Genomic DNA, 23,858 nt, shown 5'->3' with positions numbered 1-23,858 from the left:
GATCGTGCGGATCGTCCTGCAACTAGTTCCACTGTGGGCGTACCGTTGAAATGTTCCTACAGGGAAGAGGTACGCATGCAGTTGGTGGTGCGCGGGACGAACGCCCCGCTCGTCGGAGAACTCGACATCCCGGTCTCGAAGTACCACGCGCACCGCGCGCTGGTGCTCGCGTCGCTCGCGAAGGGGACGAGTGTCGTGTCCGGGGTGAGCGCGACGCGACAGGTGGAGTGGACCGTGGGCACGCTCCGGGCGCTCGGCGTCGACGTCAAGCGTCGTGGGAACGCGTACCACGTGACCGGACTGGGCGGCCGGTACCAGGCCACCGATGTCGTGGACCACGGCTCGCGCGGTGCCGACGGACTGCTCAACATGGGGTCCTCGGGCACCACGCTCTACTTCATGACCGGGCTCGCCTCGCTGGCCGACCGCCCGATGACCCTGTCGGGCATGAAGTACTTCCAGCGCCGGCCGATCAAGGCGCTCCTCACCTCGCTGACGCAGATGGGGGTGGAGCTCGAGGCGACGAACGACTGCCCGCCCGTCACCGTGCAGCCGAAGCGTCCGCGTGGCGGTGACGTGACGATCGCCGGCACCCTGTCGCAGTGGGTGTCCGGGCTGCTGCTGGTGGCACCGTTCGCCGAGCACGAGACCCGGATCCACATCACCGGCGGGCGGCTCAACGAGCAGCCCTACGTCGAGCTCACCGTGCGGATGATGCGGCAGTTCGGCCTGACGGTCGAGGTCTCCGACGACTGGCTCGAGTACCGGATCCCGGCGGGCCAGCAGGCCACCCCGCACGACTACGTCATCCCGCCCGACATCGGCTCCGCAGCGTTCGGCATCGCGGCGGCCGGCACCCGCGAGTCGAACGTGCTGCTGCGGGGCATGACGGCCACGACGACGGCCGAGACCGACCACCCGGAGAGCGAGTTCCTGGACCTCGCGACCGCGATGGGCGTCCCGATGCGGATCGACGAGGAGACCGGCTTCGTCCGGATCGAGCACGACGGGTCCCCGCTCCGGCCGCTCGACGTCGACTGCCGTCCGATCCCGGACCTGCTGCCCGTGCTGTCCACGATGGCCACCTTCGCCGAGGGCACGAGTCGACTGTGGAACGTGGCGCACATCCGGCTGAAGGAGTCCGACCGCGTGGCGGCGATGCTCCAGCTGAACCGGATGGGCGGCCGTGCCGAGCAGGGTGCGGACGAGCTGCGGGTCACCGGTGTCGGTGCGGCCGGGCTGCACGGAGCGCCGATGTCCTCGTTCAACGACCACCGCGTGCTGATGTCGCTCGCGGTCGCGGCCTCGGGTGCCGACGGGGTGTCCGGCCTGACCTACCCGCGTGCCTACCGGATCTCCTACCCGACGTTCCTCGAGGCGATGAACTCCGTCGGGCTCGACATGTCCGTCGGTGACCGGCTCGCAGCCCAGGTGGCGCGGGACGACCGGATCGACGCCGCCGAGGCCGACGGGGTCCGCACGCACCTCGGTACGCCCCTCGAGACGTCTGCGGCGCCCGAGCCGACCGACCAGCCAGTCGCGCAGCCCGCCGGCCCGCAGCCCACCGCCGCGCAGCCCGCCGTCGCCGTGCCCGAGCTCGCCGGCGTCGACGCCGACCCGCTCGTCCTGAGCGAGCGGGTCCGCGCCCTGTCGCAGACCGACCCCGACGGCCTGGCCGTGATCGAGGTCGGCGGTGCGACGCCCGCGAACACCACGTGGAAGGAGCTGCAGGACGAGGCCGACCGGGTCTCCGCCCTGCTGCTCGAACTCGGCGTGCGCACGGGTGAATCCGTCGCGATGCAGCTGCCGAACTGGCGCGAGTTCGTGTCGATCACCCTCGGTGCGATCCAGATCGGCGCCGTCGCGACCCCGATCATGCCGGTGTTCGGTCCCCGCGAGACCACGATGACGCTGGCGCGTTCGAAGGCCCGTGTGGTCTTCCTGCCGAACGTGTTCCGGAAGCGCCGTCCCGCGCTCGAACTCCTCGACGTCATCGACGAGGCCGCTGCGCAGGACCGCCGCCTGTCGCTCGAGCACGTCATCGTGCTCCGCGCCGAGGCCCGCGGGCAGGGGGACACCCCGACGAACCAGCCGCCGCTGCCCGCCGACGCCCTGGAACGGGTCGTGGCGAGCGACTGGCACTGGCGCTACTTCGAGAACGCCCTCGCCGCAGTGCACGTCGACGTCGACGAGATCGCGTCGCACGCTCCCGGCCCGGATGACGTGTGCCAGCTGCTCTTCACCTCCGGCACCACGGGGGAGCCGAAGGGCGTGCAGCACCCGCACCGCACGCTCGGGCTCGCGACCGCCATGCACGTGGCGCAGTCCGGGCTGACCAGCGCCGACCGCATCTACATCCCGTCGCCGCTCGCCCACCAGACCGGGTTCCTGTACGGCATGCTGCTGGCGTTCCGGCTCGGTGCCCCGCAGGTCATCCAGCCGGTGTGGGACGGCCGCGTCGCACTCGAGCAGGCGTTCGGCGTCGCACGGGCGTCCTTCGTGCAGTGCGCGACGCCGTTCCTGACCGACCTCGTCGACCTGGTCGAGGCCGGTGCTCCGCAGCCCGAGTCGCTCCGGATCTTCGTGCCGACGGGCGCCGCGGTGCCCCGCGCACTGGCCCAGCGAGCGAGCACGGTGCTCGGCAGCGCCATCCTCGGCGCCTTCGGGACGAGCGAGACGTGTCTCGGAGCCCTGTCCAGCCCGAGCGACGACCCCGCCGACGCGTACGGTCACGACGGCCGGGCGCTGCCGGGCATCGCGATCCGCATCGTCGACGACGCGGGGATCGAGCTGCCCGCCGGGACCGAGGGCAACTTCGAGCTGCACTCGCCGACGATGTTCGCGGGCTACCTCGACCGCCCGGACCTGACCGACGACGTGTTCACCGCGGACGGCTGGTACCGGACCGGCGACCTGGCGAAGGTCGACGAGAAGGGCTTCCTGTCGATCACCGGGCGGGTGAAGGACGTCATCAACCGCGGCGGCGAGAAGATCCCCGTCGTCGAGATCGAGAACCTGCTGTACCAGCACCCGCTGGTCACGGACGTCGCGATCGTCGCGATGCCGGACGAGCGGCTCGGTGAGCGTGCCTGCGCCTGGGTCGTGAACGCCCGCGCGGAGGAGCCGCTCGACTTCGCCGGGATGCAGCAGTACCTCGACACGGCCGGCGTGAGCAAGTACTACTGGCCGGAGCGACTCGAGTACACCACCGAGCTGCCGCGCAACGCGGTCGGCAAGGTCCAGAAGAACATCCTGCGCGAGCAGGCGGCCGCGCTCGTCGCGACGAAGGAGAACGAGACACGATGACGATCGTCGAGCAGACGAGCACGGGCTTCGACGAAGCCGCCTTCCAGCAGCTCAAGGCCGAGGTCACCGAGTGGGTGCGCGGCCCCGGCGAGGAGTGGGCGGACGAGATCGAGCGCACGGGCCGGGTCGCCCCCGAGCTGTTCCAGGAGCTCAAGGAGAACGGGTGGCTCAGCCTCGCCGCCCCGACGGAGCTCGGCGGACGGGCGATCCCGTTCTCGCGCTACCTCGAGATCATGGAGGTCGTCTCCCGCTCGCACGCCTCCATCCGCATGCTCGTGCACGTCATCAACGGCACCTGGCGCGCGATGGCCCCCTACGCGACGCCGGAGCAGATCGAGCGGGTCGTCAAGCCGTCCGTCGCCGGTGACACGCTCGTCGCGTTCACCCTGACCGAGGCCACCGCGGGCACCGGAGCGGACATCCGCACGACCGTCCGGCGCGAGGGCGACACCTACGTGATGAACGGCGAGAAGCACCTCATCACCTTCGGCGTCAAGGCCGACTACTGGCTCATCGCCGCCCGCCTCGAGGGGACGAGCGGCCAGGACGGCACGGTCGCGTTCCTCATGCCGAACAACGGGCTGCCGGGTGCCGAGGTGATCGACGACTCCGACACCATGGGCATCCGCGGCACCGACCACGCGATCCTGCGCTTCACCGACGTGCCCGTGCCGGCGAGTGCACTGCTCGGCGCCGAGGGCCAGGGTCTCGAGGTCGCGCTCGGCGGCTTCCTGCTGCCGAGCCGGGTGTCCGTCGCGATGAGCGCCGTCGGGCTCGCGGAGCGGGCGAACGAGCTCGCCGTCGAGTACGCGAACAAGCGTGAGACGTTCGGCAAGCAGCTCTCCAGCCGCCAGGCGATCCAGTTCTACCTGGCCGAGAACTACGCCGACATCGCCGCAGCACGCGCCCTGGTGCTCGAGGCCGCCCGCGCCTACGAGGAAGACCGCCCCGACGCCGGCACCCTGTCCAGTGCCTCGAAGATGGTCGCCGTCGACATGCTCGCGCGCGTCACCGACAAGGCCCTGCAGGTGCACGGCGGGCAGGGCTACTGGAAGCGCAACGCCATCGAGCGCGTCTACCGCGACGCACGCGCGCAGCGCTTCGAAGAGGGCACCAACGAGATCCAGAAGCTGATCGTCGGCCGCGCCGTCGTGACCGGCAAGGCCGGGTTCTAGACCACAACCAACCACCGGACTGGAGGCCCGTGGCGGGCCCGCCCCGCGCCTCCCGTCCGTCCCCACGCACGCAAAGGACCGCAGTGACCGACAGCACCAACGCACCCATCGCGCTCAGCTCGCCCATCGCACTGGTCACCGGCGCTTCGCGCGGCATCGGCCGCCTGCTCGCGCAGAAGCTCGGCCAGCGCGGCGTCACCGTCGTGGTGACGTACAAGGGCAACGCCGACCTGGCCGAGGAGTCCCTGGCCGACGTCAAGGCGGCCGGCGGCGACGGCATCACGGCGCAGGTCGACATCGAGCAGCCGGAGTCGATCGACGCCCTGTTCGACCTGGTGCGCGACACCTACGGACGCCTCGACATGTTCGTGGCGAACGCCGCCGCCAGCGCGTTCAAGCCCGTCGCCGACCTCAAGCTGCACCACCTCGACCGCAGCTACGCCACGAACGCCCGCTCGTTCGTGCTCGGCGCCCAGCGCGCCGCGGAACTCATGGACCGGGGTGGCCGCATCGTCGTCGTGACCTCGTACGGATCACTCCGGGCATTCCCGACCTACGCCGCACTCGGTGCCGCCAAGGCCATGAGCGAGGCGTACATGAAGTACATGGCGGTGGAGTTCGGTCCGCGTCAGATCACGGTCAACGCGGTGAACGGCGGCCTCATCGACACCGACTCGCTCGAGTACTTCTACACGAAGGTCCCCGGCCAGGCGCCGATGGACACCGTGCTCGAGAAGCTCCCGCTGCAGCGCCCTGGGACGGCCGATGACATGGCCGACGCCGTCGACTTCCTGCTGTCGGACAAGGCCGGGTACATCACCGGGCAGGTGCTCTCGGTCGACGGCGGGCTGACGGTCATCGCCCCGCCGTACTGGTCGGACACGACGTCGCCCCTCCGCGACGCGGTGCTGCCGGCCGACGCTCCGGCCGCGGACACCGCAGAATAGGCGCATGAGCAGCGTCGCTTCCGCCCCCGTCGTGCCGGAGTCCCTCCGGACGGTCGCGTCACCCTGGACCCTCGGCCCCCTGCACCTGGCGAACCGGGTGGTGATGGGGTCGATGCACACCGGGCTCGAGGTGCACGACGACGGCGGAGCCGGCATGGCCGCCTTCTACCGCGAACGGGCGGCCGGCGGGGCGGCGTGCATCATCACCGGCGGCATCGCGGTGAACGACGAGGCCCGTGGCGGTCCGGACTTCGCGGTGTTCGGCGTCGGGGGAGCCGACGAGCGGTTCCGGGTGGCGGTCGACGCCGTGCACGACGAGGGCGGGACGATCCTCGCGCAGCTGTTCCACGCCGGGCGGTACGCGCTCGCGTCGGGCATGGTCGACCGGCACGGAGACCCGCAGCGGGTGGTGGCGCCCTCGGCCCTGCCGTGGGCGGCCGCCCGCGGTGTGGTGCCGACCGAGCTGACGTCGGCCGAGGTCGAGCGGACGATCGAGGACTTCGCCGCCGCGGCCCGCACCGCCCGCGCGATCGGGTTCGACGGCGTCGAGATCATGGCGTCCGAGGGGTACCTGATCAACCAGTTCCAGTCACCGCTGACGAACCTGCGCGACGACGAGTGGGGCGGCGATGCGGAACGGCGTCGGCGCTTCGCGATCGAGGTCGTCCGGGCGGTGCGCGCCGCGGTGCCCGAGCTCGCCGTGACCATCCGGCTGTCCGGCGCCGACCTGATGCCCGGCTCGTCGACCGAGGACGAGGTCGACGCGCTCGTGCACGACCTGCTGCCGCTCGGACTCGACGGCATCTCGGTCGGCATCGGCTGGCACGAGTCCCGCACCCCGACCGTGCAGGCCTCGGTGCCGCACGGGGCCTGGCTGGCGTACGCGACACGGATCGCCGCGGTGGTGCGCGCGTCCCCGTACCCGGACGTCCGCGTGATCGCGTCGAACCGGATGACGGACCTGCGCGACGGCGAGGCCGTCCTCGCCGACGGGACCATCGACGCCGTCGCCCTCGCCCGACCGTTCCTCGCCGACCCCGCCATCGTGTCGCGCTCGCTCGCGGGCGGGTTCGCCCTGGTGAACACCTGCATCGGCTGCAACCAGGCGTGCCTCGACCGTTCGATCATCGGCGCACCGGTGTCCTGCCTCGTGAACCCCCGTGCCGCCCGCGAGGTCGCGTTCCCCGCCCGCCCGACCACCGACCCGAAGCACGTCGACGTCGTCGGTGGCGGACCGGCCGGGCTCGCCGCCGCGGTGGACGCCGCACGCCGGGGCCACGACGTCACCGTCTGGGAGGCGTCCGACCGCCTCGGCGGCCAGTTCGGTCTCGCCTCACTCGTCCCGGGCAAGGAGGACTACGCCGCCACGGTGCGGTCCGCCCGCGCCGAGCTCGCGGAGCGGGGCGCCACGATCCACCTCGGACGCCCGGCCACGGCTCCGGACCTCGTCGACAGTGACGCCGTCGTGCTCGCGGCCGGGGTGGTCCCGCGGAGCATCGACGTCCCCGGCAGCGACCTGCCGCACGTGCTGTCCTACGAGCAGGCCCTGCGGAACGGCGTACCCGAGGGCACCGTCGCGATCATCGGCGGCGGCGGCATCGGCGTGGACACCGCGGCGTTCCTGACCGAGTCGCCCGACGAGGTCGTCCGGGCAGCCGAGTTCGCGGCCCGGTGGGACCTCGACGTGTCCGAGGAGCTCGTCGGCGACGTGCCGCAGCGGCTCCCCGCGGCACAGCGCACCACCCGGCCGGGGTCCCAGGTGACGGTGCTCCGGCGTTCGGGCAAGTTCGGCCAGGGGATCGGCATCACCTCGCGCTGGGTCGCGATCGGTCGGCTGCGGGACGCCGGGGTGCGGATGGTCGGCGGCGTGCAGGAGTACCTGCGCATCGAACCCGGGGTGCTCTGGATCCGCGACGAGCACGGGGACGAGGTCGGCGTGCCGGCGGACACCGTCGTGGTCTGCGCCGGGCAGGAGCGCGCGACCGACGCCGAGGGCGACGCGCCTGACGGACTCGTGACGGGCCTCCAGGCCGCCGGCGTGCCGTACGCCGTCGTCGGCGGCGCGCGTGACGCACGGAGCGTGGACGCGGTCCGGGCGACGTCCGAGGCCCTCGAAGCGGTGCGGCGCCTCGCGCCGTAGCGAGTCGGCTCGCATCACGGCCGGGAATCTGCAAGAATGAACGGTCGAATCGCCGCAGCTCGACCCTCTATCCAGCTGTGAGCGATCTCTCTCGAGCTTTCGCCGTGTGTGCCCCCACGCCCGCGGTTCCAGTTCAACCACAACGAAAGCAAACAGGAGCAATTGTGGCTGTCAAGATCCGTCTGAAGCGTCTCGGTAAGATCCGTGCGCCCTACTACCGCATCGTCGTCGCCGACTCGCGCACCAAGCGCGATGGTCGTGTCCTCGAGGAGATCGGTCAGTACCACCCGACCGAGGAGCCCTCGGTCATCAAGATCGAGTCCGAGCGTGCGCTCTACTGGCTCGGCGTCGGCGCGCAGCCGACCGAGCAGGTCGCGGCCCTCCTCAAGCTGACCGGCGACTGGGCCAAGTTCAAGGGCGAGAAGGACACCGAGTCCAAGGTCAAGGTCGCCGAGCCGAAGCCGGCCTTCCAGGTCGACTCCTCGAAGAAGGCCGTGCTCAAGCCGAAGTCGGAGAAGACGGCTCCCGCCGCCAAGGCCGACGACGCCGAGACCGCCGACGAGACGACCGAGGCGTAGTCCTTGCTCGAATCCGCGCTGACGCACCTCGTCAAGGGGATCGTCGATCACCCTGACGACGTGCGCGTCGCCAGCTCCACCTCCCCACGCGGCGAGGTCCTCGAGGTGCGCGTGCACCCCGAGGACCTCGGCCGCGTGATCGGTCGCGCCGGGCGCACCGCCAAGGCGCTCCGCACGCTCGTCACGGCCCTGGCCGACGGCAAGCGCGTGCGGGTCGACGTGGTGGACACCGATTCCTAGGGAGACGACCCAGCTCCGGGTGGGTCGAATCACGAAGGCGCACGGGCTCAAGGGCGGCATCAAGCTCGAGCTCTACACCGACGACCCGGATCGTCGGTTCACCCCGGGCGCCACCTTCACGCTCCAGGTTCCCGACGACTCACCGTGGTCGGGCAAGACCCTCGAGCTGGACGAACTCCGCTGGTACAACGGTCACCCCGTCGCGTTCTTCGCCGGGATCGACGACCGCACCGCGGCCGAGTCCCTGGCGCGCATCATCCTCTGGGTCGAGCAGGACGCCGACGCCGAGACCGGTGAGGACGACGCCTGGTACGACCACCAGCTCGTCGGGCTGAAGGTCCTGCGCGACGGCGTCGAGGTCGGCACCGTCGCGCGCGTGGACCACATGCCCGCACAGGACCTGCTCGCGATCGACACGCCGTCCCGCGGCGAGGTCCTCGTGCCGTTCGTCTCGGCGATCGTGCCCGCGGTCGACATCGCGGCCGGCACCGTCACGGTCACGCCGCCGCAGGGCCTGTTCGAGGACCCCGAGGACACCTCGCGCCCCGAGACGGTCACGGACTAGTCCCGTGCGGATCGACATCGTCACGATCTTCCCGGAGTTCTTCTCCGTGCTGGACGTGTCCCTGCTGGGCAAGGCCCGCTCCGGCGGGCTGCTCGACCTGCACGTGCACGACCTGCGGTCGTGGACCACCGACCGGCACCGCACCGTCGACGACACCCCGTACGGCGGTGGCGCCGGCATGGTGATGAAGCCGGAGCCGTGGGCGCAGGCACTCGAAGCGCTCTTCCGGCCCGACGGCTCGTCGACCCTGGTGGTCCCGACGCCGGCCGGTACGCCCTTCACGCAGTCGATCGCGCGGTCGCTCGCGTCGACGTCGGAGCACCTCGTGTTCGCCTGCGGGCGGTACGAGGGCATCGACGCCCGCGTCTTCGAGTGGGCGTCGTCGCGCGCCACCGTCGTCGAGCTCTCGCTCGGCGACTACGTGCTGAACGGCGGCGAGGTCGCCGCGATGGCGATGATCGAGGCCGTCGGACGACTCGTCCCCGGCGTCGTCGGCAACCCCGAGTCGCTGGTCGAGGAGTCCCACGAGGACGGCCTGCTCGAGTACCCCTCGTACACCAAGCCCGCGTCGTGGCGCGGCCTCGACGTCCCCGACGTCCTGCTCAGCGGGCACCACGCCCGCGTCGGTGCCTGGCGGCACGAGCAGCAGCTGGAGCGGACGCGGCGCGTCCGTCCGGACCTGCTGCCCGACGCGTAGCGTCACCCGTCTCGCGAAAGCGACAGATCTCCGCGGAACATCCGCGGAGATCTGTCGCTTTCGCTGTTGTGACGGTCCGCGGGCCGCGAGATCTGTCGCTTCCGTGGGGTGGGGACGACGCGTGACGGACTGGAGGCGCGGTGCCAGCTGGTGCCGCGCCTCCAGGCTCGCTACTGGTCGCGCTGGGCGCGACGCAGGGTCAGGACCTCGGGGCCGGCCTCGGTGACCGCCACGGTGTGCTCGACGTGCGCGGCACGCGAGCCGTCGACACTGCGCAGCGTCCAGCCGTCGTCGTCCTGGTAGAGCTCGTCGGTCGTCTGCATGAGCCACGGCTCGATCGCGACGACCAGACCCGGCCGGAGCTTCAGGCCGCGACCCGGGCGGCCGTCGTTCGGCACGTGCGGGTCCCCGTGCATCGTGCGACCGACGCCGTGCCCGCCGAACTGCAGGTTCACGTCGTGACCGGCCTGGTGCGCCACGTGACCGATGGCGTGCGAGACGTCGCCCAGCTTGTTGCCGGGAGCCGCCTGGGCGATGCCGGCGGCCAGTGCCCGTTCGACCGTGGCGATCAATGCCTGGTCCTCGTCGCGCGGCGTGCCGACCTGGACGCTGACGGCGGAGTCGGCGACCCAGCCGTCCACGCTCGCGGCGAAGTCCAGGCTCACGAGGTCGCCGTCCTGCAGGGTGCGGTCGTGCGGCAGGCCGTGCAGGGCGGCGTCGTTGACCGAGGTGCAGAGGTTCTTGCCGAACGGCGACATGCCGAACGACGGGTGGTAGTCGACGTAGCAGCTCTCCGCCCCGCGTTCGGCGATCATCCGCGCCGCGACGCGGTCGAGGTCGAGCAGGTTGACGCCGACGTCGACGGTCTCGAGCAGCTCGTCCAGGACGTCGGCCACGAACCGGCCGGCGACGCGCAGTCCGTCCAGCTCGGCGGGGGTGCGGAGTTCGATCATGGGTCCATCCTCGTCGTTTTGTCTCCCGCGCTCTCTGTGGCAGTATTGAACGCTGTGCCCTGGCTGGACTCTGCCACGGGGGAGTCGCCGACACCGGGCACGCACCACCACTTTCCGAACCTTCGATCCGCGGCGACCCGTGCGCGTCCGCAGAGAGTGAAACCCACCATGAGCCAGCTCCTCGACAACGTCGACGCAGCATCGCTGCGTACCGACGTCCCGGACTTCCGTCCCGGCGACACCATCAAGGTGCACGTCAACATCATCGAAGGCACGCGTTCGCGTATCCAGGTCTTCCAGGGAGTCGTCATCGGCCGTCAGGGCCACGGCATCGGCGAGACCTTCAAGGTCCGCAAGGTGAGCTTCCAGGTCGGCGTCGAGCGCTGGTTCCCGGTGCACTCGCCGATCATCGACCACATCGAGATCGTCACCAAGGGTGACGTCCGTCGTGCGAAGCTCTACTACCTGCGCGAGCTCCGCGGCAAGGCGGCCCGCCGCAAGATCAAGGAGAAGCGCGACGCCTGATCGCCTTCACAGTGAACGTCCGCGAGCCGGACGCCGCTGCGAGCCCCTCGTCCATGTACGGTTGTGCATCGACGGGGGGCTCTTCCCATTTGCGGGGAGTCAGTGGTTCGAACGAGAGCGGAAATGACGGACACGACAGAGGATTCCGGGCGCAGGCCACGTGCCGAGAAGCAACGGAACGGTGTCCTCACATTCCTCCGCGACCTCGTCATCATCTTCATCGCGGCACTGCTCGTGTCGTTCCTGGTGAAGACGTTCCTGATCCGGTCGTTCTACATCCCGTCGGCGTCGATGGAGAACACGCTCCAGATCAACGACCGCGTCATCGTCAACGAGCTCGTCCCCGGCGCCGTGGCGCTGAAGCGGGGAGACGTCGTCGTCTTCAAGGACCCGGGCGGTTGGCTCACCGGGTCCGAGGTGCCGAGCGTCACGCCGGACACCCAGCCCGCGAAGGCCATCGACTGGGCGCTGACCCAGGTCGGTCTCGGCACCGGTGACAGCGACGACCACCTGATCAAGCGCGTCATCGGTCTGCCCGGTGACAAGGTGTCCTGCTGCAACGACCTCGGGCAGATGTCGGTGAACGGTGTGCCGATCAAGGAGCCGTACCTGAAGCTCCCCGCCGGCGCCCCGGCCTCGGCGACCGACTTCTCGGTGACCGTGCCGAAGGGCACCATCTGGGTGATGGGCGACAACCGGAACGACTCGAAGGACTCCCGGTACAACGGCGACACCCCGTCGAAGGGCTTCGTCCCGATGTCCGACGTCACGGGCCGCGCGTTCGTCATCTCGTGGCCGGCGAGCCGCTGGACGTGGCTCGACGACCACCCCGACGTGTTCGCCGGCGTGGAGGAGCGCGACGAGTGACCGCCGTCCGTCCGTCGCTCCGGGTCGAGAAACGTCTGCTCGCCGAGGGCCGCGTGACGGTCATCGGCATGGACGAGGTCGGCCGTGGCGCCATCGCCGGTCCGGTCGGCGTCGGTGTGGCCGCGGTGACGCTCGACATCGGTCGTGTGCCCCAGGGGCTCGCGGACTCGAAGCTGTTGTCCGAAGCGCGCCGCACCGACCTCGTGCCCGTCGTGCAGCGCTGGGCGCGCACGGCGGTCGGCATGGCCTCGGCTGACTTCGTCGACCAGCAGGGCATCGTGCCCGCTCTCGGTGCAGCCGGTGCGCAGGCGCTCGGCTCCCTGGTCGCCGACGGGGTGTCCCTCGACGGCGCGGTGGTCGTGCTCGACGGCTCGTTCGACTGGTTGAGCCGTGCCCTGCCCGCGTCGCTCCGTCCGGCCGCCGATCCGCTCGAGGTCGTCGTCCGGGTCAAGGCCGACCGCGACTGCGCCTCGGTGGCCGCGGCGTCCGTGGTGGCCAAGGTCGCTCGTGACGCGCTCATGATCTCCGCTCACGACGAGGCTCCGCACTACGGGTGGGTGTCGAACAAGGGCTACGGGTCGACGGCGCACTACGACGCCATCCGGGCGATCGGGGCGCACGCGCTGCACCGGAAGTCGTGGTTGCACCAGGCCTCGAGCGTCGCACTGGACGGCTTCGACGAACTCGACGCCCTCGCCGGTTGAGCCCGTCGTCCGCACGGCCTCCGTCGCCGTAGACTGTGGGCGCAATGGATGAGGACGAATTCGACGACTACGACCGCGAGGTCGAGCTGGCCCTGTACCGCGAGTACCGCGACGTGGTGTCGCAGTTCCGTTACGTGGTCGAGACGGAGCGCCGTTTCTACCTGGCGAACGAGGTCGAACTCGTGCGCCGTGACACGGAGCACGACTTCTACTTCGAACTGACGATGAACGACGTCTGGGTCTGGGACGTCTACCGTTCCGACCGGTTCGTCAAGGGTGTCCGGGTACTCACGTTCAAGGACGTGAATGTCGAGGAACTCACGACGCGGGAACTCGAACTGCCGAAGGAACTCGCACTCGACGAGTGATCGTCAATTTCCTTTCTCTTGCTTCTTTCTCGGTGAATCGCCGCTGATCCGGACCGTCAGTGAATTGTGCGCGCTATTCTGATGGGGAAATAACCGCCCCACGAACAGGAGCACCCCATGGCACAGAAGGTCACCGTCCAGCTCGTCGACGACCTCGACGATTCCCCCATCACCACCGGTGAAGGCCGGACGGTCGAATTCGCGTTCGACGGCTCGTCGTACGAGATCGACCTGTCGAACGACAACGTCGACAAGTTCCGCGAGGCGATCTCCGACTACATCGCCGCAGCGCGCAAGGTCTCCGGTCGTCGCACCGGCGGCGGTTCCGCGCCGAAGTCCGCCCCGAAGCGCGGCAACTCCGAAGAACTCGGCAAGATCCGCGAGTGGGCCAAGGAGAACGGGTACGAGGTCTCCTCCCGCGGGCGCATCTCGACGCAGGTGCAGGAAGCCTACGCAGCAGCGCACTGACGCTCGTCGCAGCAGGACCCGGGTGATCTCGATCACCCGGGTCCTTCTTCTTTCCTCCACAGGGGCAATTCGCCCGCGCTGATTCCACAGACTCTCCGACTCCGCCGATCGGTGTGTTCGTTCCGGAGATCGTTGTCGTGGAGGCAACGACATGGAACAAGACGTGCAACGAGCACCGGGGCGGTCGCTCCGGAACGGCCGACTCGGACGATTCGGTGAAGAACGAGCGGTGGCCTGGCTCGAAGCCCGGGGATTCCGCGTGCTCGAGCGGAACTGGCGATGTGCCCGCGGTGAGATCGACATCGTCGCGTGGGATTCCTGCACGCTCGCCTTCATCGAGGTGAAGACCCGTTCCGGAGCCACCACCGGCCACCCGTTCGAGGCGATCACCGCTGTGAAGCTCACCCGGATGCGGCGACTCGTGCCCGAGTGGTTCGACGCGCATCCCGAGGTCTCGGCGCGCGCGGTCCGGGTGGACGTCGTCGCGGTCCACGTCGACGGGCCCCGCACGGTCGTCGAGCACCTGGCGGGTGTGCTGTGACCGGCATAGGGCGCGCTGCCGCGGTCGCGCTGCTCGGCGTCACCGGTCGACGCATCGAGGTCGAAGCACACCTGACCAGTCAGCTGCCGGCGTTCAGCATCATCGGTCTGCCCGACACCTCGTTGGGTGAGGCACGGGAACGTGTGCGATCCGCGGCGGCGAACGCGGGGTGTCCGCTGCCCGCCCGCCGGATCACCGTGAACCTGACCCCGGCGGCGATCCCGAAACGCGGTTCGGGGTTCGACCTGGCCATCGCGATGGCCGTGCTGGCCGGTGCCGGTCTCGCGCCGGACGTCTCGGAGCGCATCGTCTACATCGGCGAGCTCGGCCTCGACGGGCGGGTGCGTCCGGTCCCCGGCGTGATCCCGATGTTGATCGCCGCGCGCGACGCCGGTGTGGACCGCGTCGTGTTGCCCGTCGGCAACCTGACCGAGGCCCGTGTGGTCGGCGGGGTCCGGATCCGGGGCGTGGACTCGTTGCGGGCGGCGGCGATCGACGCCGGGGCGCTCCTGCCGACGGTCGAGGTCGACCCGGTGCTGCCGGTCCCGGTCACGGCCGTGCCGCGTCCCGTGGCCGAGCTGTCGGACGTCGTGGGGAACCCGGTCGGCGTCCGAGCACTCATCGCCGCGGCGGCCGGGGGACACCACGCCCTGCTGCTCGGGCCACCGGGCGCGGGCAAGACCATGCTCGCCGAGAGGCTGCCCGGGCTACTGCCCGACCTCGACGATGAGACCGCGCTCGAGGTCGCCGCCGTCCGGTCCGTCGCCGGGCTGGGTCCCGCGTCGTGGAGCACGAAGCCACCGTGGGAAGCCCCGCACCACTCCGCATCGGCGGTCTCGCTCATCGGCGGCGGATCCGGGGTCCTGCGCCCCGGAGCCGTGTCGCGCGCCACCGGGGGCATCCTGTTCCTCGACGAGGCACCGGAGTTCCCGCAGGCCGTGCTCGACGCGCTCCGGCAACCGCTCGAGTCCGGGCGGATCACGATCCACCGTGCGGCGGGAGCGGCTGAGTTCCCCGCACGCTGCCAGGTCGTCCTGGCGGCGAACCCCTGTCCGTGCGGCAACGCCGGTGGTGCGCACGGGCAGCCGTGCGAGTGCTCGCCGAGCACCGTCCGCCGGTACCTCGGCCGCATGTCCGGGCCGCTGCTCGACCGGATGGACATCCGGGTGCTGGTGCCCCGGGTGACGACGGGTCGGATGCGGGACAAGGACGGCAGCACCCCGACGACGGCGGTCGCGCGTGCGGCGGTCGCGGCAGCACGAGCCCGCATGGCGGAGCGACTGCACGGCACAGGATGGACGCGCAACGCCGAGGTCACCGGGACGTGGCTCCGAGCCGAGGGGCGCATCGAACCCGGGTCGACGGCTGACCTCGACCGCGCACTCGACCTCGGGACCCTGACGATGCGCGGGTGGGACCGTGTGATGCGACTGGCGTGGACACTCGCCGACCTCGACGCGGTGGAGCGGCCCACGGGTGCGCACGTCCGCGGCGCCTTGGCCCTGCGGAGCGCGCTGTGATGCAGGCGGGCACGGAGCTCCTCGACACCGTGGCGCGCCTGCTGGGACGGAGCGGTGCCGCGGTGGATCCGGTGCAGGCCGCGGCACGGGTCGCCTGGTCGGCCATCGTCGAACCGGGGGACTCCGTCGCCGGAGAGCTCCTCACCGGCCTCGGACCCGAGCGTGCGCTCGGTGCGGTGCTGCTCGCCGCGGACGGAGACTTCGATTCGCTGCTGGGATGCTGCGTCGACGCCGAGGTGCCGGGTGCGGAGGACCCAGCGGTGCTGCTCGGCGTGCTGCAGACCGCGGTGGAACGTTGGCGGCCCCGATTGGCCGCTGTCGAGGTGGGCGACGTGCTCGCGGCGGCCGGTGCGGTCGGAGCCGGACTGCTGGTCCCCGAGAGCGACGGGTGGCCGCCCGCGATGGATGACCTCGGGGCGCACGCCCCGGTGGTCCTCTGGACGCGCAGCACAGGTGCACGCCTCGGCGAGGGGATGCCGGCGCTGGGCGTCGTGGGGTCCCGGGCGAACACGGTGGCCGGTGCCGAGGCCTCGGCGGAGATCACCTCGACGGCGGCGGACGCGGGATTCCTCATCGTGAACGGGGGCGCCTACGGCATCGACGCGGTGGCGCACCGTGTCGCCGTCGCCGCCGGGACGCCCACGGTCGCCGTCCTGGCGGGTGGTATCGACCAGCTCTACCCGGTGGGGAATGCGCAGCTGCTCCACAACGTGGCGCGGCAGGGGGCGTTGCTCGCCGAGTCGGCACCGGGGACGCGACCGACGCGGTGGCGTTTCCTCGCGCGGAACCGGCTGATCGCCGCGCTGGCCGACGTCACGGTCGTGGTCGAGGCCGGCGCCAGGTCGGGGGCGCTCAACACCGCCCACCACGCCGCGCAGCTCGGCCGGCCGGTGTTCGCGGTCCCGGGAGCGTTCGCGTCCTCGGCATCGGTCGGGTGCCACCGGCTCATCGCACAGGGACGGGCGCAGATCGTCGTGCACCCCGGGGATCCGGTCGCGGCGGCGAGGCCGGCGACCGGGACGAGCGGGGGAGCGTTGCCGGACGAACCGCTCCTGTCCGGTCGGCAGGACCCCGAGGTGCTCCGGGTGCTCGACGCGCTGGGTCGTCGCGCGCTGCCCGAAGCCGAGATCGCCCGTCGGGCAGGCATGTCGACGGCCGACGTCGCCGACGCGCTCGCCCTGGCGCAGCTGCAGGGACTCGTCGTCGCGAGCGGCGGCGGGTGGGGCCGGGCATGACGGTCGACAGCCGTACGCTGGCGTCGTGGTTGCGCGGACGGACGGTCGACTCGTGGTGGCGGTGGACGCCTTCCTCGGGCACGCCCGGCACGCGCGGGGCCTCAGCGAGCAGACCCTGCGCGCGTACGCCAACGACCTCGAGCAGCTCGTGGCGTTCGCGGACACCCGAGGGGTCGACCGCGTCGCCGACGTCGAGCTCGAGCTCCTGCGCGACTGGCTGTGGGACGCCGACCACCGGGGGCTCGCCCGGTCGACCATCGCTCGGCGGTCCTCGTCCGTGCGGGCGTTCACGCGGTGGGCGAGCGAGACCGGGGTGACCACGACCGACGCCGGGGTCCGGCTCCGTGCACCGAAGGGCGGGGCGCACCTTCCCCGCGTCGTGTCAGCCGACCAGGTGCGCGTCCTGCTCGACGGGCTCGGTGCACGAGCGGCGACGGACGACCCGGCGGCGCTGCGGGACCTGGCCCTTGTCGAGCTCCTGTACGCGGCGGCCATCCGGGTCGGCGAACTCGTCGGGATCGACGTGACCGACGTCGATCGCGGACGCCTGACCGTGCGGGTGCTCGGCAAGGGCGGCAAGGAACGCGTGGTGCCGTTCGGGGTTCCGGCGCGGGACGCACTCGAGGCGTGGCTCGAGCGCGGACGGCCCGCCCTCGCAGCACGGGCGGAGGGACCGGTAGGCGCGGCGCTGTTCCTCGGCGACCGTGGCGCCCGACTCGGCGTCCGCAGTGCCTACCGCGTGGTGGCGCGCTTGCTCGGTGATCTGCCGGGCGAGGGCCCGAGCGGGCCGCACACCTTCCGGCACACCGCGGCGACGCACCTGCTCGACGGGGGAGCGGACCTGCGCGCGGTGCAGGAGCTCCTCGGTCACGCCAGCCTCGGCACGACGCAGATCTACACGCACGTGTCGTCGGCCCGGCTGCGCGAGGTCTACCGGACGGCGCACCCGCGCGCCTGACGGTGGGCCGACGTGCGTCCCGGTCGGTTCCCGGTCAGCTTCCGATCGGTTTCCGGTCGGCTCGACTCATCCGGGCCAGGCCGACTCGGGCAGGAGCACTGGCCACTCAGCCGGTGGCAGGTACGCCATCGGGTCGACGTAACGACCGTCGACGCGAGCACCGAGGTGCAGGCACGGCGCCGACGCCGGACAGTGCCCGACCGAGACACGGCCGACCGGCGCGCCCTGCACGACCTCGTCCCCGGCGGCGACCAGGGGCGTCACCGAGTCGAGCGTGCTGACCAGTCCGTCGCCGTGGTCGATCGTCACGACGGTGCGGCCACCGACCGCGCCGGCGAACGCCACGGTGCCGTCGTCCACCGCCGAGGCGGTGCTGCCGAGGGCGGCCGGGACGTCGAGGCCCCGGTGGCCGGCGGCGTAGTCCGAGGACGGCGCTTCCCAGGCGCGCTCGACCACCCGCGATCCCGTGGGCCAGATCCAGCGAGCCTCGACCCGGCCCGAATCGGTGGCAGTGCCCACCGACGCCCCGGCGCCCACCGACACCCCGGCTCCCGTCGACGGCGCGGCACCGAACACCGCCGTCCCGCCCAGCACCGCCGCGCACACCACGGACAGCAGGACGGGACGCGCACTCGATCGCATGTCCCCAGCCTGGGCGGTGGAACCCGGCCCCGGGGCGGGCGTGGGCGATCCGTGGAGGGGGAGTCGCGCCTCCAGGCCTGGGGAGGAACGTGCCGAGGACGGAGACGACAGAACCGACGTCGTACGACGGCGACAGTGTCGTTCCGCGTCGCCGCGCAAGGCCCGCGCCGTCCCGATCACGCCCCGGTTATGACCAGATCCCGAGCGAGGAGTACAGTCGGGGCCGCTCCGGAACACGCAACGCCGCTCGGACGGCGAACCAGCCGACCGCCGGGGCACCGTGCTGCACAACTGCACGGCGGCAGAACCCAGGAGCATCGTGTCCACCACGACCACCGGGCACGGCGAAGACCGTGCGTTCAAGGGGAAGGTCACCCTGTTCGCCATCGCGGCGGCGGTCGGTGGCTTCCTGTTCGGCTTCGACTCGTCCGTCATCAACGGCGCCGTCGACGCGATCAAGGGCGAGTTCAACCTCTCCGACGCGGCCAGCGGATTCGCGGTCGCATCGGCCCTGATCGGTTGCGCGTTCGGCGCCTACTTCGCAGGCCGCCTCGCCGACCGCTACGGCCGCACGCGGATCATGTTCTGGGCCGCCGTGCTGTTCTTCGTCTCGTCGATCGGTTCGGCGTTCGCGTTCGCGACGTGGGACCTCGTGATCTGGCGTCTCGTCGGCGGTCTCGGCATCGGTACCGCTTCGGTCATCGCACCGGCGTACATCTCCGAGGTCTCCCCGAAGGCGATCCGCGGGCGGCTGGCCTCGTTCCAGCAGCTGGCGATCACGCTCGGTATCTTCGCCGCGCTCCTGTCCGACCAGCTGTTCGCCGTCACCGCGGGCAGCGCCTCGGCCGAGGTCTGGGGCCTGGCCGCCTGGCGCTGGATGTTCCTGGTCGGGGTGATCCCCTCGGTCGTCTACGGCGTCCTGGCGATCACGCTGCCGGAGTCCCCGCGCTACCTGCTCACCAAGGGCCGTGCTGACGATGCGCGCGTGGTGATGGGCAAGATCGTCCCGCGCGACACCGTGAACACGAGCCTGGAGGAGATCCAGGACGGCATCAAGAAGGAAGCCAACGAGAAGAAGGGCTCCATCCGGGGCAACCGCTTCGGGCTCCAGCCGATCGTCTGGGTGGGCATCATCCTGGCCGTGCTGCAGCAGTTCGTCGGCATCAACGTGATCTTCTACTACTCGACGACGCTCTGGCAGGCCGTCGGCTTCAAGGAGGAGGACTCGTTCCTCATCTCCACGATCACCTCGGTGGTCAACGTCGCCGTCACCTTCGTGGCGATCTTCCTGGTCGACAAGGTCGGCCGCAAGCCGCTGCTCGTCGCCGGTTCCGCGGGCATGTTCGTCTCGCTCACCATGGTCGCCATCGCGTTCTCGCAGGCGACGATCGTCGACGGCAGCCCGAGCCTCCCCGGCTCGTGGGGCGTCATCGCGCTGATCTTCGCGAACCTCTTCGTGGTGTCATTCGGTGCCACGTGGGGTCCGCTCATGTGGGTGCTGCTCGGCGAGATGTTCCCGAACCGCATCCGCGCCACCGCGCTGGGCATCGGCTCGGCCGCCAACTGGATCGCGAACTTCATCGTCACGATCTCGTTCCCGGTGCTGTCCGGCTTCAACCTGACGGTCACCTACGGCATCTACGCGCTGTTCGCGTTGCTGTCGCTGTTCTTCGTCATCGCCAAGATCCCGGAGACCAAGGGCCGCTCACTCGAGGAGATGGGCATCTCCGCCGACGGCGACACGGTGGACGCCAAGGCCTGATCGGCCGGTCGCGCACCGCGTCCGTTCGCACGGATCGCCGGACAGGAGGCCCGGATCACGTCAGCCGCGAGGCGCGCGTGATCCGGGCCTCCCTTCTGTTAGCATCTATCCAGCAGCGTGCTGATGCGCGCTGACTTCGCGTGTCCACCAAGCCCTCACGGGCTCGGTACCCGACCACCGGTCCCGCTCTCACGAGCGGGCGGTCGCGTGCCAGGACACCAGGGACCACGACCGACGGTCGTGATCGACACAACCGCAACAGGTCCGCAGCGACGTGCGAGAGCACGGCTGCGCGCCGAGAACACAGAAGGAGGACGGCACATGGCCGTCGTCACCATCCGCCAGCTGCTCGACAGCGGCGTCCACTTCGGACACCAGACCCGTCGGTGGAACCCGAAGGTGAAGCGCTTCATCCTCGCCGAGCGCTCGGGCATCCACATCATCGACCTGCAGCAGTCGCTGGCCTTCATCGACCGCGCGTACGACTTCGTCAAGGAGACGGTCGCGCACGGTGGCACGATCCTCTTCGTGGGCACCAAGAAGCAGGCGCAGGGCTCCATCGCCGAGCAGGCGACCCGCGTCGGCCAGCCGTACGTCAACCAGCGTTGGCTCGGCGGTCTGCTCACGAACTTCCAGACGGTCTCCAAGCGCCTCGCGCGCATGAAGGAGCTCGAGGAGATCGACTTCGACGACACGACGAAGGGCTTCACCAAGAAGGAGCTCCTCATCAAGAAGCGCGAGCTGGACAAGCTCCACAAGACCCTCGGTGGTATCCGCAACCTCACGCGGACCCCGAGCGCGCTCTGGATCGTCGACACCAAGAAGGAGCACCTCGCCGTCGACGAGGCGCAGAAGCTCGGTATCCCGATCATCGGCATCCTCGACACCAACTGCGACCCCGACGAGATCACGTACCCGATCCCGGGCAACGACGACGCGATCCGCTCCGTCGGTCTCCTGACCCGCATCGTCGCCGACGCCGCGGCCGAGGGCCTGAAGACCCGCCACAACGGCGGCGACGAGGACGAGGCCAGCGAGCCCCTCGCCGAGTGGGAGCAGGAGCTCCTCGGTGGCGAGACCGCCGCCACGACCGAGGCGCCCGCCGCCCCCGTCGAGGAGAACGACGCTGACGCGCAGGTCGCCGCGAAGGAGATCGGCGAGCCGATCGCCGACGAGGCGAAGAACGCGGAGCCGACGGCCGAGGCCGAGGCAGCCGCGGAGACCACCCCCGCCGAGTGAGTCGCCGGGGCGCCGGACCCCATCGGGTCCGGCGCCCCGACTGCACTCCACTCTCCACACACGTACAGTCCAGAAAGGACTCCAGTCAATGGCAAACTTCACCGCTGCTGACGTGAAGAAGCTCCGCGAGGACCTCGGCGCCGGAATGATGGACGCGAAGAACGCGCTCGTCGAGGCCGACGGCGACTACGACAAGGCCGTCGAGCTGCTCCGCATCAAGGGTGCCAAGGCCGTCGCCAAGCGCGACGACCGTGCCACCTCCGAGGGTGTCGTCGTCGCGACCTCCGAGAACGGCGCCGCCACGGTCGTCGAGCTCGCGAGCGAGACCGACTTCGTCGCGAAGAACGAGAAGTTCACGACCCTCGCCGACAAGGTGCTGGGCGCGGTCGCCGCTGCCGGTGCCGCCGACGTCGCTGCCGCCAACGCCGCACCGCTGGACGGCAAGACCGTCCTCGAGGTCGTCAACGAGTCGGCTGCCGCGCTGGGCGAGAAGCTCGAGGTCCGCACGGTCCGCCGTGTCGAGGGCTCGGCCTTCGAGATCTACCTGCACAAGACCAGCCAGGACCTGCCGCCGCAGATCGCCGTCGTCATCGCGTACGAGGGTGACAACGCCGCGGAGGCACGTTCGATCGCCCAGCACGTCGCGTTCGCGAACCCGACGTACCTGACCCGCGACGAGGTCCCGGCCGAGGCCATCGAGAAGGAGCGTGCGACCGTCGAGGCGATCACGCGCGAAGAGGGCAAGCCCGAGGCTGCGCTCCCGAAGATCGTCGAGGGCCGGGTGAACGCCTACATCAAGCAGGTGTCGCTCCTCGACCAGGACTACGCGAAGGACAACAAGATCTCCGTCGCGAAGGCCGCCGAGAACGCCGGCATCACGATCCAGGGCTTCGCCCGCGTCAAGGTCGGCGCGTAACGAACCCGTGACGGGGTCAGGAACCAACCAGGTTCCTGGCCCCGTTTTTCGCGCGCGCCGGCACGACACGCGCGCGACACATCCGCGAGTACATTTCCACGAGACCACGACGAAGGGTGCGGACCAGATGACCGACGAGAAGACCGGACGACGCCGCGTTCTGCTGAAGCTGTCGGGAGAGGCGTTCGGCGCCGGCTCCCTCGGGGTGAACCCCGACGTGATCGGCACCATCGCCAAGGAGATCGCCGTCGCCGCGCGCGAGGTCGAGATCGCGATCGTCGTCGGCGGGGGCAACTTCTTCCGCGGAGCCGAGCTCTCGCAGCGCGGCATGGACCGCGGGCGAGCCGACTACATGGGCATGCTCGGCACGGTGATGAACGCACTCGCGCTGCAGGACTTCCTCGAGCAGGCGGGCGCTGCGACCCGCGTGCAGTCCGCCATCGCGATGACCCAGGTCGCCGAGCCGTACATCCCGCGGCGCGCCGAGCGGCACCTCGAGAAGGGCCGGGTCGTCATCTTCGGCGCCGGGGCCGGACTGCCGTACTTCTCCACCGACACGGTGGCGGCGCAGCGTGCGCTCGAGATCAAGGCGGACGAGGTCCTCGTCGCCAAGAACGGCGTCGACGGCGTGTACACGGCCGACCCGAAGAAGGACGCCACCGCCGAGAAGCTGCACCACGTGACCTACCAGGACGCGCTGCTCAAGGGCCTCAAGGTCGTCGACGCCACCGCGTTCTCGCTCTGCATGGACAACGGCATGCCGATGCACGTCTTCGGCATGGAGGGCGACGGCAACGTCCAGGCCGCGATCCGTGGCGAGCGCATCGGCACCGTCGTCAGCAACTGACCCCCGGCGCTGACTAGACTCGACGCCAGTACCGAAGGAGTAACACCGTGATCAGTGATGTCCTGACCGAAGCCACCGAGAAGATGGCGAAGGCTGTCGAGGTCGCCAAGGACGACTTCTCGACCGTCCGCACCGGCCGCATCAACGCGGCACTCTTCCAGAAGATCCCGGTCGAGTACTACGGCACGCCGACGCCGCTCGCGCAGCTCGCGTCGCTGCAGACGCCCGAGGCCCGCACGCTCATCGTGACGCCGTACGACAAGACGGCGCTCAAGGAGATCGAGCGCGCGATCGCGACCTTCCCGAACCTCGGTGCCAGCCCGACGAACGACGGCGACATCGTGCGCGTGACGATCCCGGAGCTCACCAAGGACCGCCGCAAGGAGTTCGTCAAGCTCGTGCGGACGAAGGGCGAAGACCACAAGGTCGTCGTCCGGAACATCCGCCGCAAGGCCAAGGACGACCTCGATGCACTCAAGGGTGAGATCTCCGACGACGAGATCTCGCGCGGCGACAAGGACCTCGAGGCCCTGACGAAGAAGCACGTCGACCAGATCGACGAGTCGCTGAAGAAGAAGGAAGCCGAACTCCTCGAGGTCTGATGCGTCGCTCCGACCAGGGCGATGACCGCCCCACAGCAGAGCACGGGCCCGCGTCGAGCGGGC

The 23,858-nt window shown here is 70.5% G+C and carries 24 protein-coding genes; 22 read left to right on the top strand and 2 right to left on the bottom strand.

Annotated elements, in window-relative coordinates; all coding sequences use genetic code 11:
- Window positions 1-75: 75 nt before the first annotated feature.
- The 8 genes from aroA (at window position 76) to trmD (ending at window position 9,648) form a co-directional block, all read left to right on the top strand.
- Window positions 76-3,306, top strand: a complete 3,231-nt coding sequence (gene aroA, locus DEJ11_RS11190) for a 3-phosphoshikimate 1-carboxyvinyltransferase (RefSeq protein ID WP_111103467.1) — start codon at window positions 76-78, stop codon at window positions 3,304-3,306.
- Entirely contained in the window at window positions 3,303-4,481 is a 1,179-nt protein-coding gene (locus DEJ11_RS11185; protein WP_111103465.1) for an acyl-CoA dehydrogenase family protein, read from the top strand. Before aroA ends, DEJ11_RS11185 begins: the two co-directional genes overlap by 4 nt.
- Window positions 4,482-4,564: 83 nt before the next feature.
- Window positions 4,565-5,428, top strand: coding sequence for an SDR family oxidoreductase (locus DEJ11_RS11180; RefSeq protein WP_111103464.1), 864 nt, complete (start codon window positions 4,565-4,567; stop codon window positions 5,426-5,428).
- A 4-nt stretch (window positions 5,429-5,432) separates the two neighbouring features.
- On the top strand, window positions 5,433-7,568 hold the full coding sequence (locus DEJ11_RS11175; protein ID WP_111103463.1) for an oxidoreductase: 2,136 nt from the start codon (window positions 5,433-5,435) through the stop codon (window positions 7,566-7,568).
- A 164-nt stretch (window positions 7,569-7,732) separates the two neighbouring features.
- Entirely contained in the window at window positions 7,733-8,146 is a 414-nt protein-coding gene (rpsP, locus tag DEJ11_RS11170; protein ID WP_027465884.1) for a 30S ribosomal protein S16, read from the top strand.
- 3 nt (window positions 8,147-8,149) lie between these two features.
- Window positions 8,150-8,386, top strand: coding sequence for an RNA-binding protein (locus DEJ11_RS11165; protein ID WP_017888258.1), 237 nt, complete (start codon window positions 8,150-8,152; stop codon window positions 8,384-8,386).
- A 19-nt stretch (window positions 8,387-8,405) separates the two neighbouring features.
- On the top strand, window positions 8,406-8,951 hold the full coding sequence (gene rimM / locus DEJ11_RS11160; RefSeq protein ID WP_171907871.1) for a ribosome maturation factor RimM: 546 nt from the start codon (window positions 8,406-8,408) through the stop codon (window positions 8,949-8,951).
- A gap of 4 nt (window positions 8,952-8,955) precedes the next feature.
- Entirely contained in the window at window positions 8,956-9,648 is a 693-nt protein-coding gene (trmD, locus tag DEJ11_RS11155; protein WP_110863975.1) for a tRNA (guanosine(37)-N1)-methyltransferase TrmD, read from the top strand.
- Between the two features lie 170 nt (window positions 9,649-9,818).
- Here the strand turns inward: trmD and map are convergent, their stop codons facing one another.
- Entirely contained in the window at window positions 9,819-10,601 is a 783-nt protein-coding gene (gene map, locus DEJ11_RS11150) for a type I methionyl aminopeptidase (RefSeq protein WP_110863976.1), read from the bottom strand.
- Between the two features lie 168 nt (window positions 10,602-10,769).
- Here map and rplS point away from each other — a divergent pair, with 168 nt between their 5' ends.
- The 9 genes from rplS to DEJ11_RS11105 all read left to right on the top strand — a co-directional run bounded on the left by rplS (window position 10,770) and on the right by DEJ11_RS11105 (window position 17,787).
- Window positions 10,770-11,126, top strand: coding sequence for a 50S ribosomal protein L19 (gene rplS, locus DEJ11_RS11145; RefSeq protein ID WP_017888254.1), 357 nt, complete (start codon window positions 10,770-10,772; stop codon window positions 11,124-11,126).
- Between the two features lie 123 nt (window positions 11,127-11,249).
- Window positions 11,250-11,993: a signal peptidase I gene (gene lepB, locus DEJ11_RS11140; protein ID WP_111103462.1), complete on the top strand. Its 744-nt coding sequence runs from the start codon at window positions 11,250-11,252 to the stop codon at window positions 11,991-11,993.
- Window positions 11,990-12,697 (top strand): ribonuclease HII, encoded by a 708-nt coding sequence (gene rnhB / locus DEJ11_RS11135; RefSeq protein WP_111023976.1) that lies wholly within the window; start codon window positions 11,990-11,992, stop codon window positions 12,695-12,697. Before lepB ends, rnhB begins: the two co-directional genes overlap by 4 nt.
- A 44-nt stretch (window positions 12,698-12,741) precedes the next feature.
- Window positions 12,742-13,065, top strand: coding sequence for a DUF2469 family protein (locus DEJ11_RS11130; protein ID WP_017888251.1), 324 nt, complete (start codon window positions 12,742-12,744; stop codon window positions 13,063-13,065).
- 117 nt (window positions 13,066-13,182) lie between these two features.
- Window positions 13,183-13,533, top strand: a complete 351-nt coding sequence (locus DEJ11_RS11125) for a histone-like nucleoid-structuring protein Lsr2 (protein ID WP_017888250.1) — start codon at window positions 13,183-13,185, stop codon at window positions 13,531-13,533.
- A gap of 163 nt (window positions 13,534-13,696) precedes the next feature.
- Complete coding sequence (locus tag DEJ11_RS11120) at window positions 13,697-14,074, top strand: YraN family protein (RefSeq protein ID WP_258375369.1); 378 nt, start codon at window positions 13,697-13,699, stop codon at window positions 14,072-14,074.
- On the top strand, window positions 14,071-15,594 hold the full coding sequence (locus DEJ11_RS11115) for a YifB family Mg chelatase-like AAA ATPase (protein ID WP_111103459.1): 1,524 nt from the start codon (window positions 14,071-14,073) through the stop codon (window positions 15,592-15,594). The genes DEJ11_RS11120 and DEJ11_RS11115 overlap by 4 nt, the downstream gene beginning before the upstream one ends.
- Complete coding sequence (gene dprA / locus DEJ11_RS11110) at window positions 15,594-16,829, top strand: DNA-processing protein DprA (RefSeq protein ID WP_111103458.1); 1,236 nt, start codon at window positions 15,594-15,596, stop codon at window positions 16,827-16,829. The genes DEJ11_RS11115 and dprA overlap by 1 nt, the downstream gene beginning before the upstream one ends.
- Window positions 16,830-16,854: 25 nt before the next feature.
- A complete protein-coding gene (locus DEJ11_RS11105) occupies window positions 16,855-17,787 on the top strand; it encodes a tyrosine recombinase XerC (RefSeq protein WP_111103457.1) in 933 nt (310 codons plus the stop codon).
- Between the two features lie 66 nt (window positions 17,788-17,853).
- On the opposite strand, the gene DEJ11_RS11100 is transcribed toward DEJ11_RS11105, so the two are convergent.
- A complete protein-coding gene (locus tag DEJ11_RS11100; RefSeq protein ID WP_111093366.1) occupies window positions 17,854-18,429 on the bottom strand; it encodes a murein hydrolase activator EnvC family protein in 576 nt (191 codons plus the stop codon).
- A gap of 319 nt (window positions 18,430-18,748) precedes the next feature.
- Here DEJ11_RS11100 and DEJ11_RS11095 point away from each other — a divergent pair, with 319 nt between their 5' ends.
- The 5 genes from DEJ11_RS11095 (at window position 18,749) to frr (ending at window position 23,795) form a co-directional block, all read left to right on the top strand.
- Window positions 18,749-20,191, top strand: coding sequence for a sugar porter family MFS transporter (locus tag DEJ11_RS11095; RefSeq protein ID WP_258367097.1), 1,443 nt, complete (start codon window positions 18,749-18,751; stop codon window positions 20,189-20,191).
- Window positions 20,192-20,512: 321 nt separating this feature from the next.
- A complete protein-coding gene (gene rpsB, locus DEJ11_RS11090) occupies window positions 20,513-21,430 on the top strand; it encodes a 30S ribosomal protein S2 (protein ID WP_027465874.1) in 918 nt (305 codons plus the stop codon).
- 88 nt (window positions 21,431-21,518) lie between these two features.
- Window positions 21,519-22,346 carry a translation elongation factor Ts gene (gene tsf / locus DEJ11_RS11085; protein WP_027465873.1) on the top strand — a complete coding sequence of 276 codons (828 nt, stop codon included), beginning with the start codon at window positions 21,519-21,521 and terminating at the stop codon, window positions 22,344-22,346.
- 127 nt (window positions 22,347-22,473) lie between these two features.
- Entirely contained in the window at window positions 22,474-23,193 is a 720-nt protein-coding gene (pyrH, locus tag DEJ11_RS11080; protein WP_071406376.1) for a UMP kinase, read from the top strand.
- Between the two features lie 47 nt (window positions 23,194-23,240).
- A complete protein-coding gene (gene frr, locus DEJ11_RS11075) occupies window positions 23,241-23,795 on the top strand; it encodes a ribosome recycling factor (protein ID WP_027465871.1) in 555 nt (184 codons plus the stop codon).
- Window positions 23,796-23,858: the final 63 nt, after the last annotated feature.

The sequence above is a fragment of the Curtobacterium sp. MCLR17_058 genome (genome assembly GCF_003234705.2).
Taxonomy (GTDB): Bacteria; Actinomycetota; Actinomycetes; order Actinomycetales; family Microbacteriaceae; genus Curtobacterium; species Curtobacterium flaccumfaciens.
Note: the sequence above shows the minus strand (reverse complement) of the source record. Positions and strands in the feature narration are given on the sequence as shown.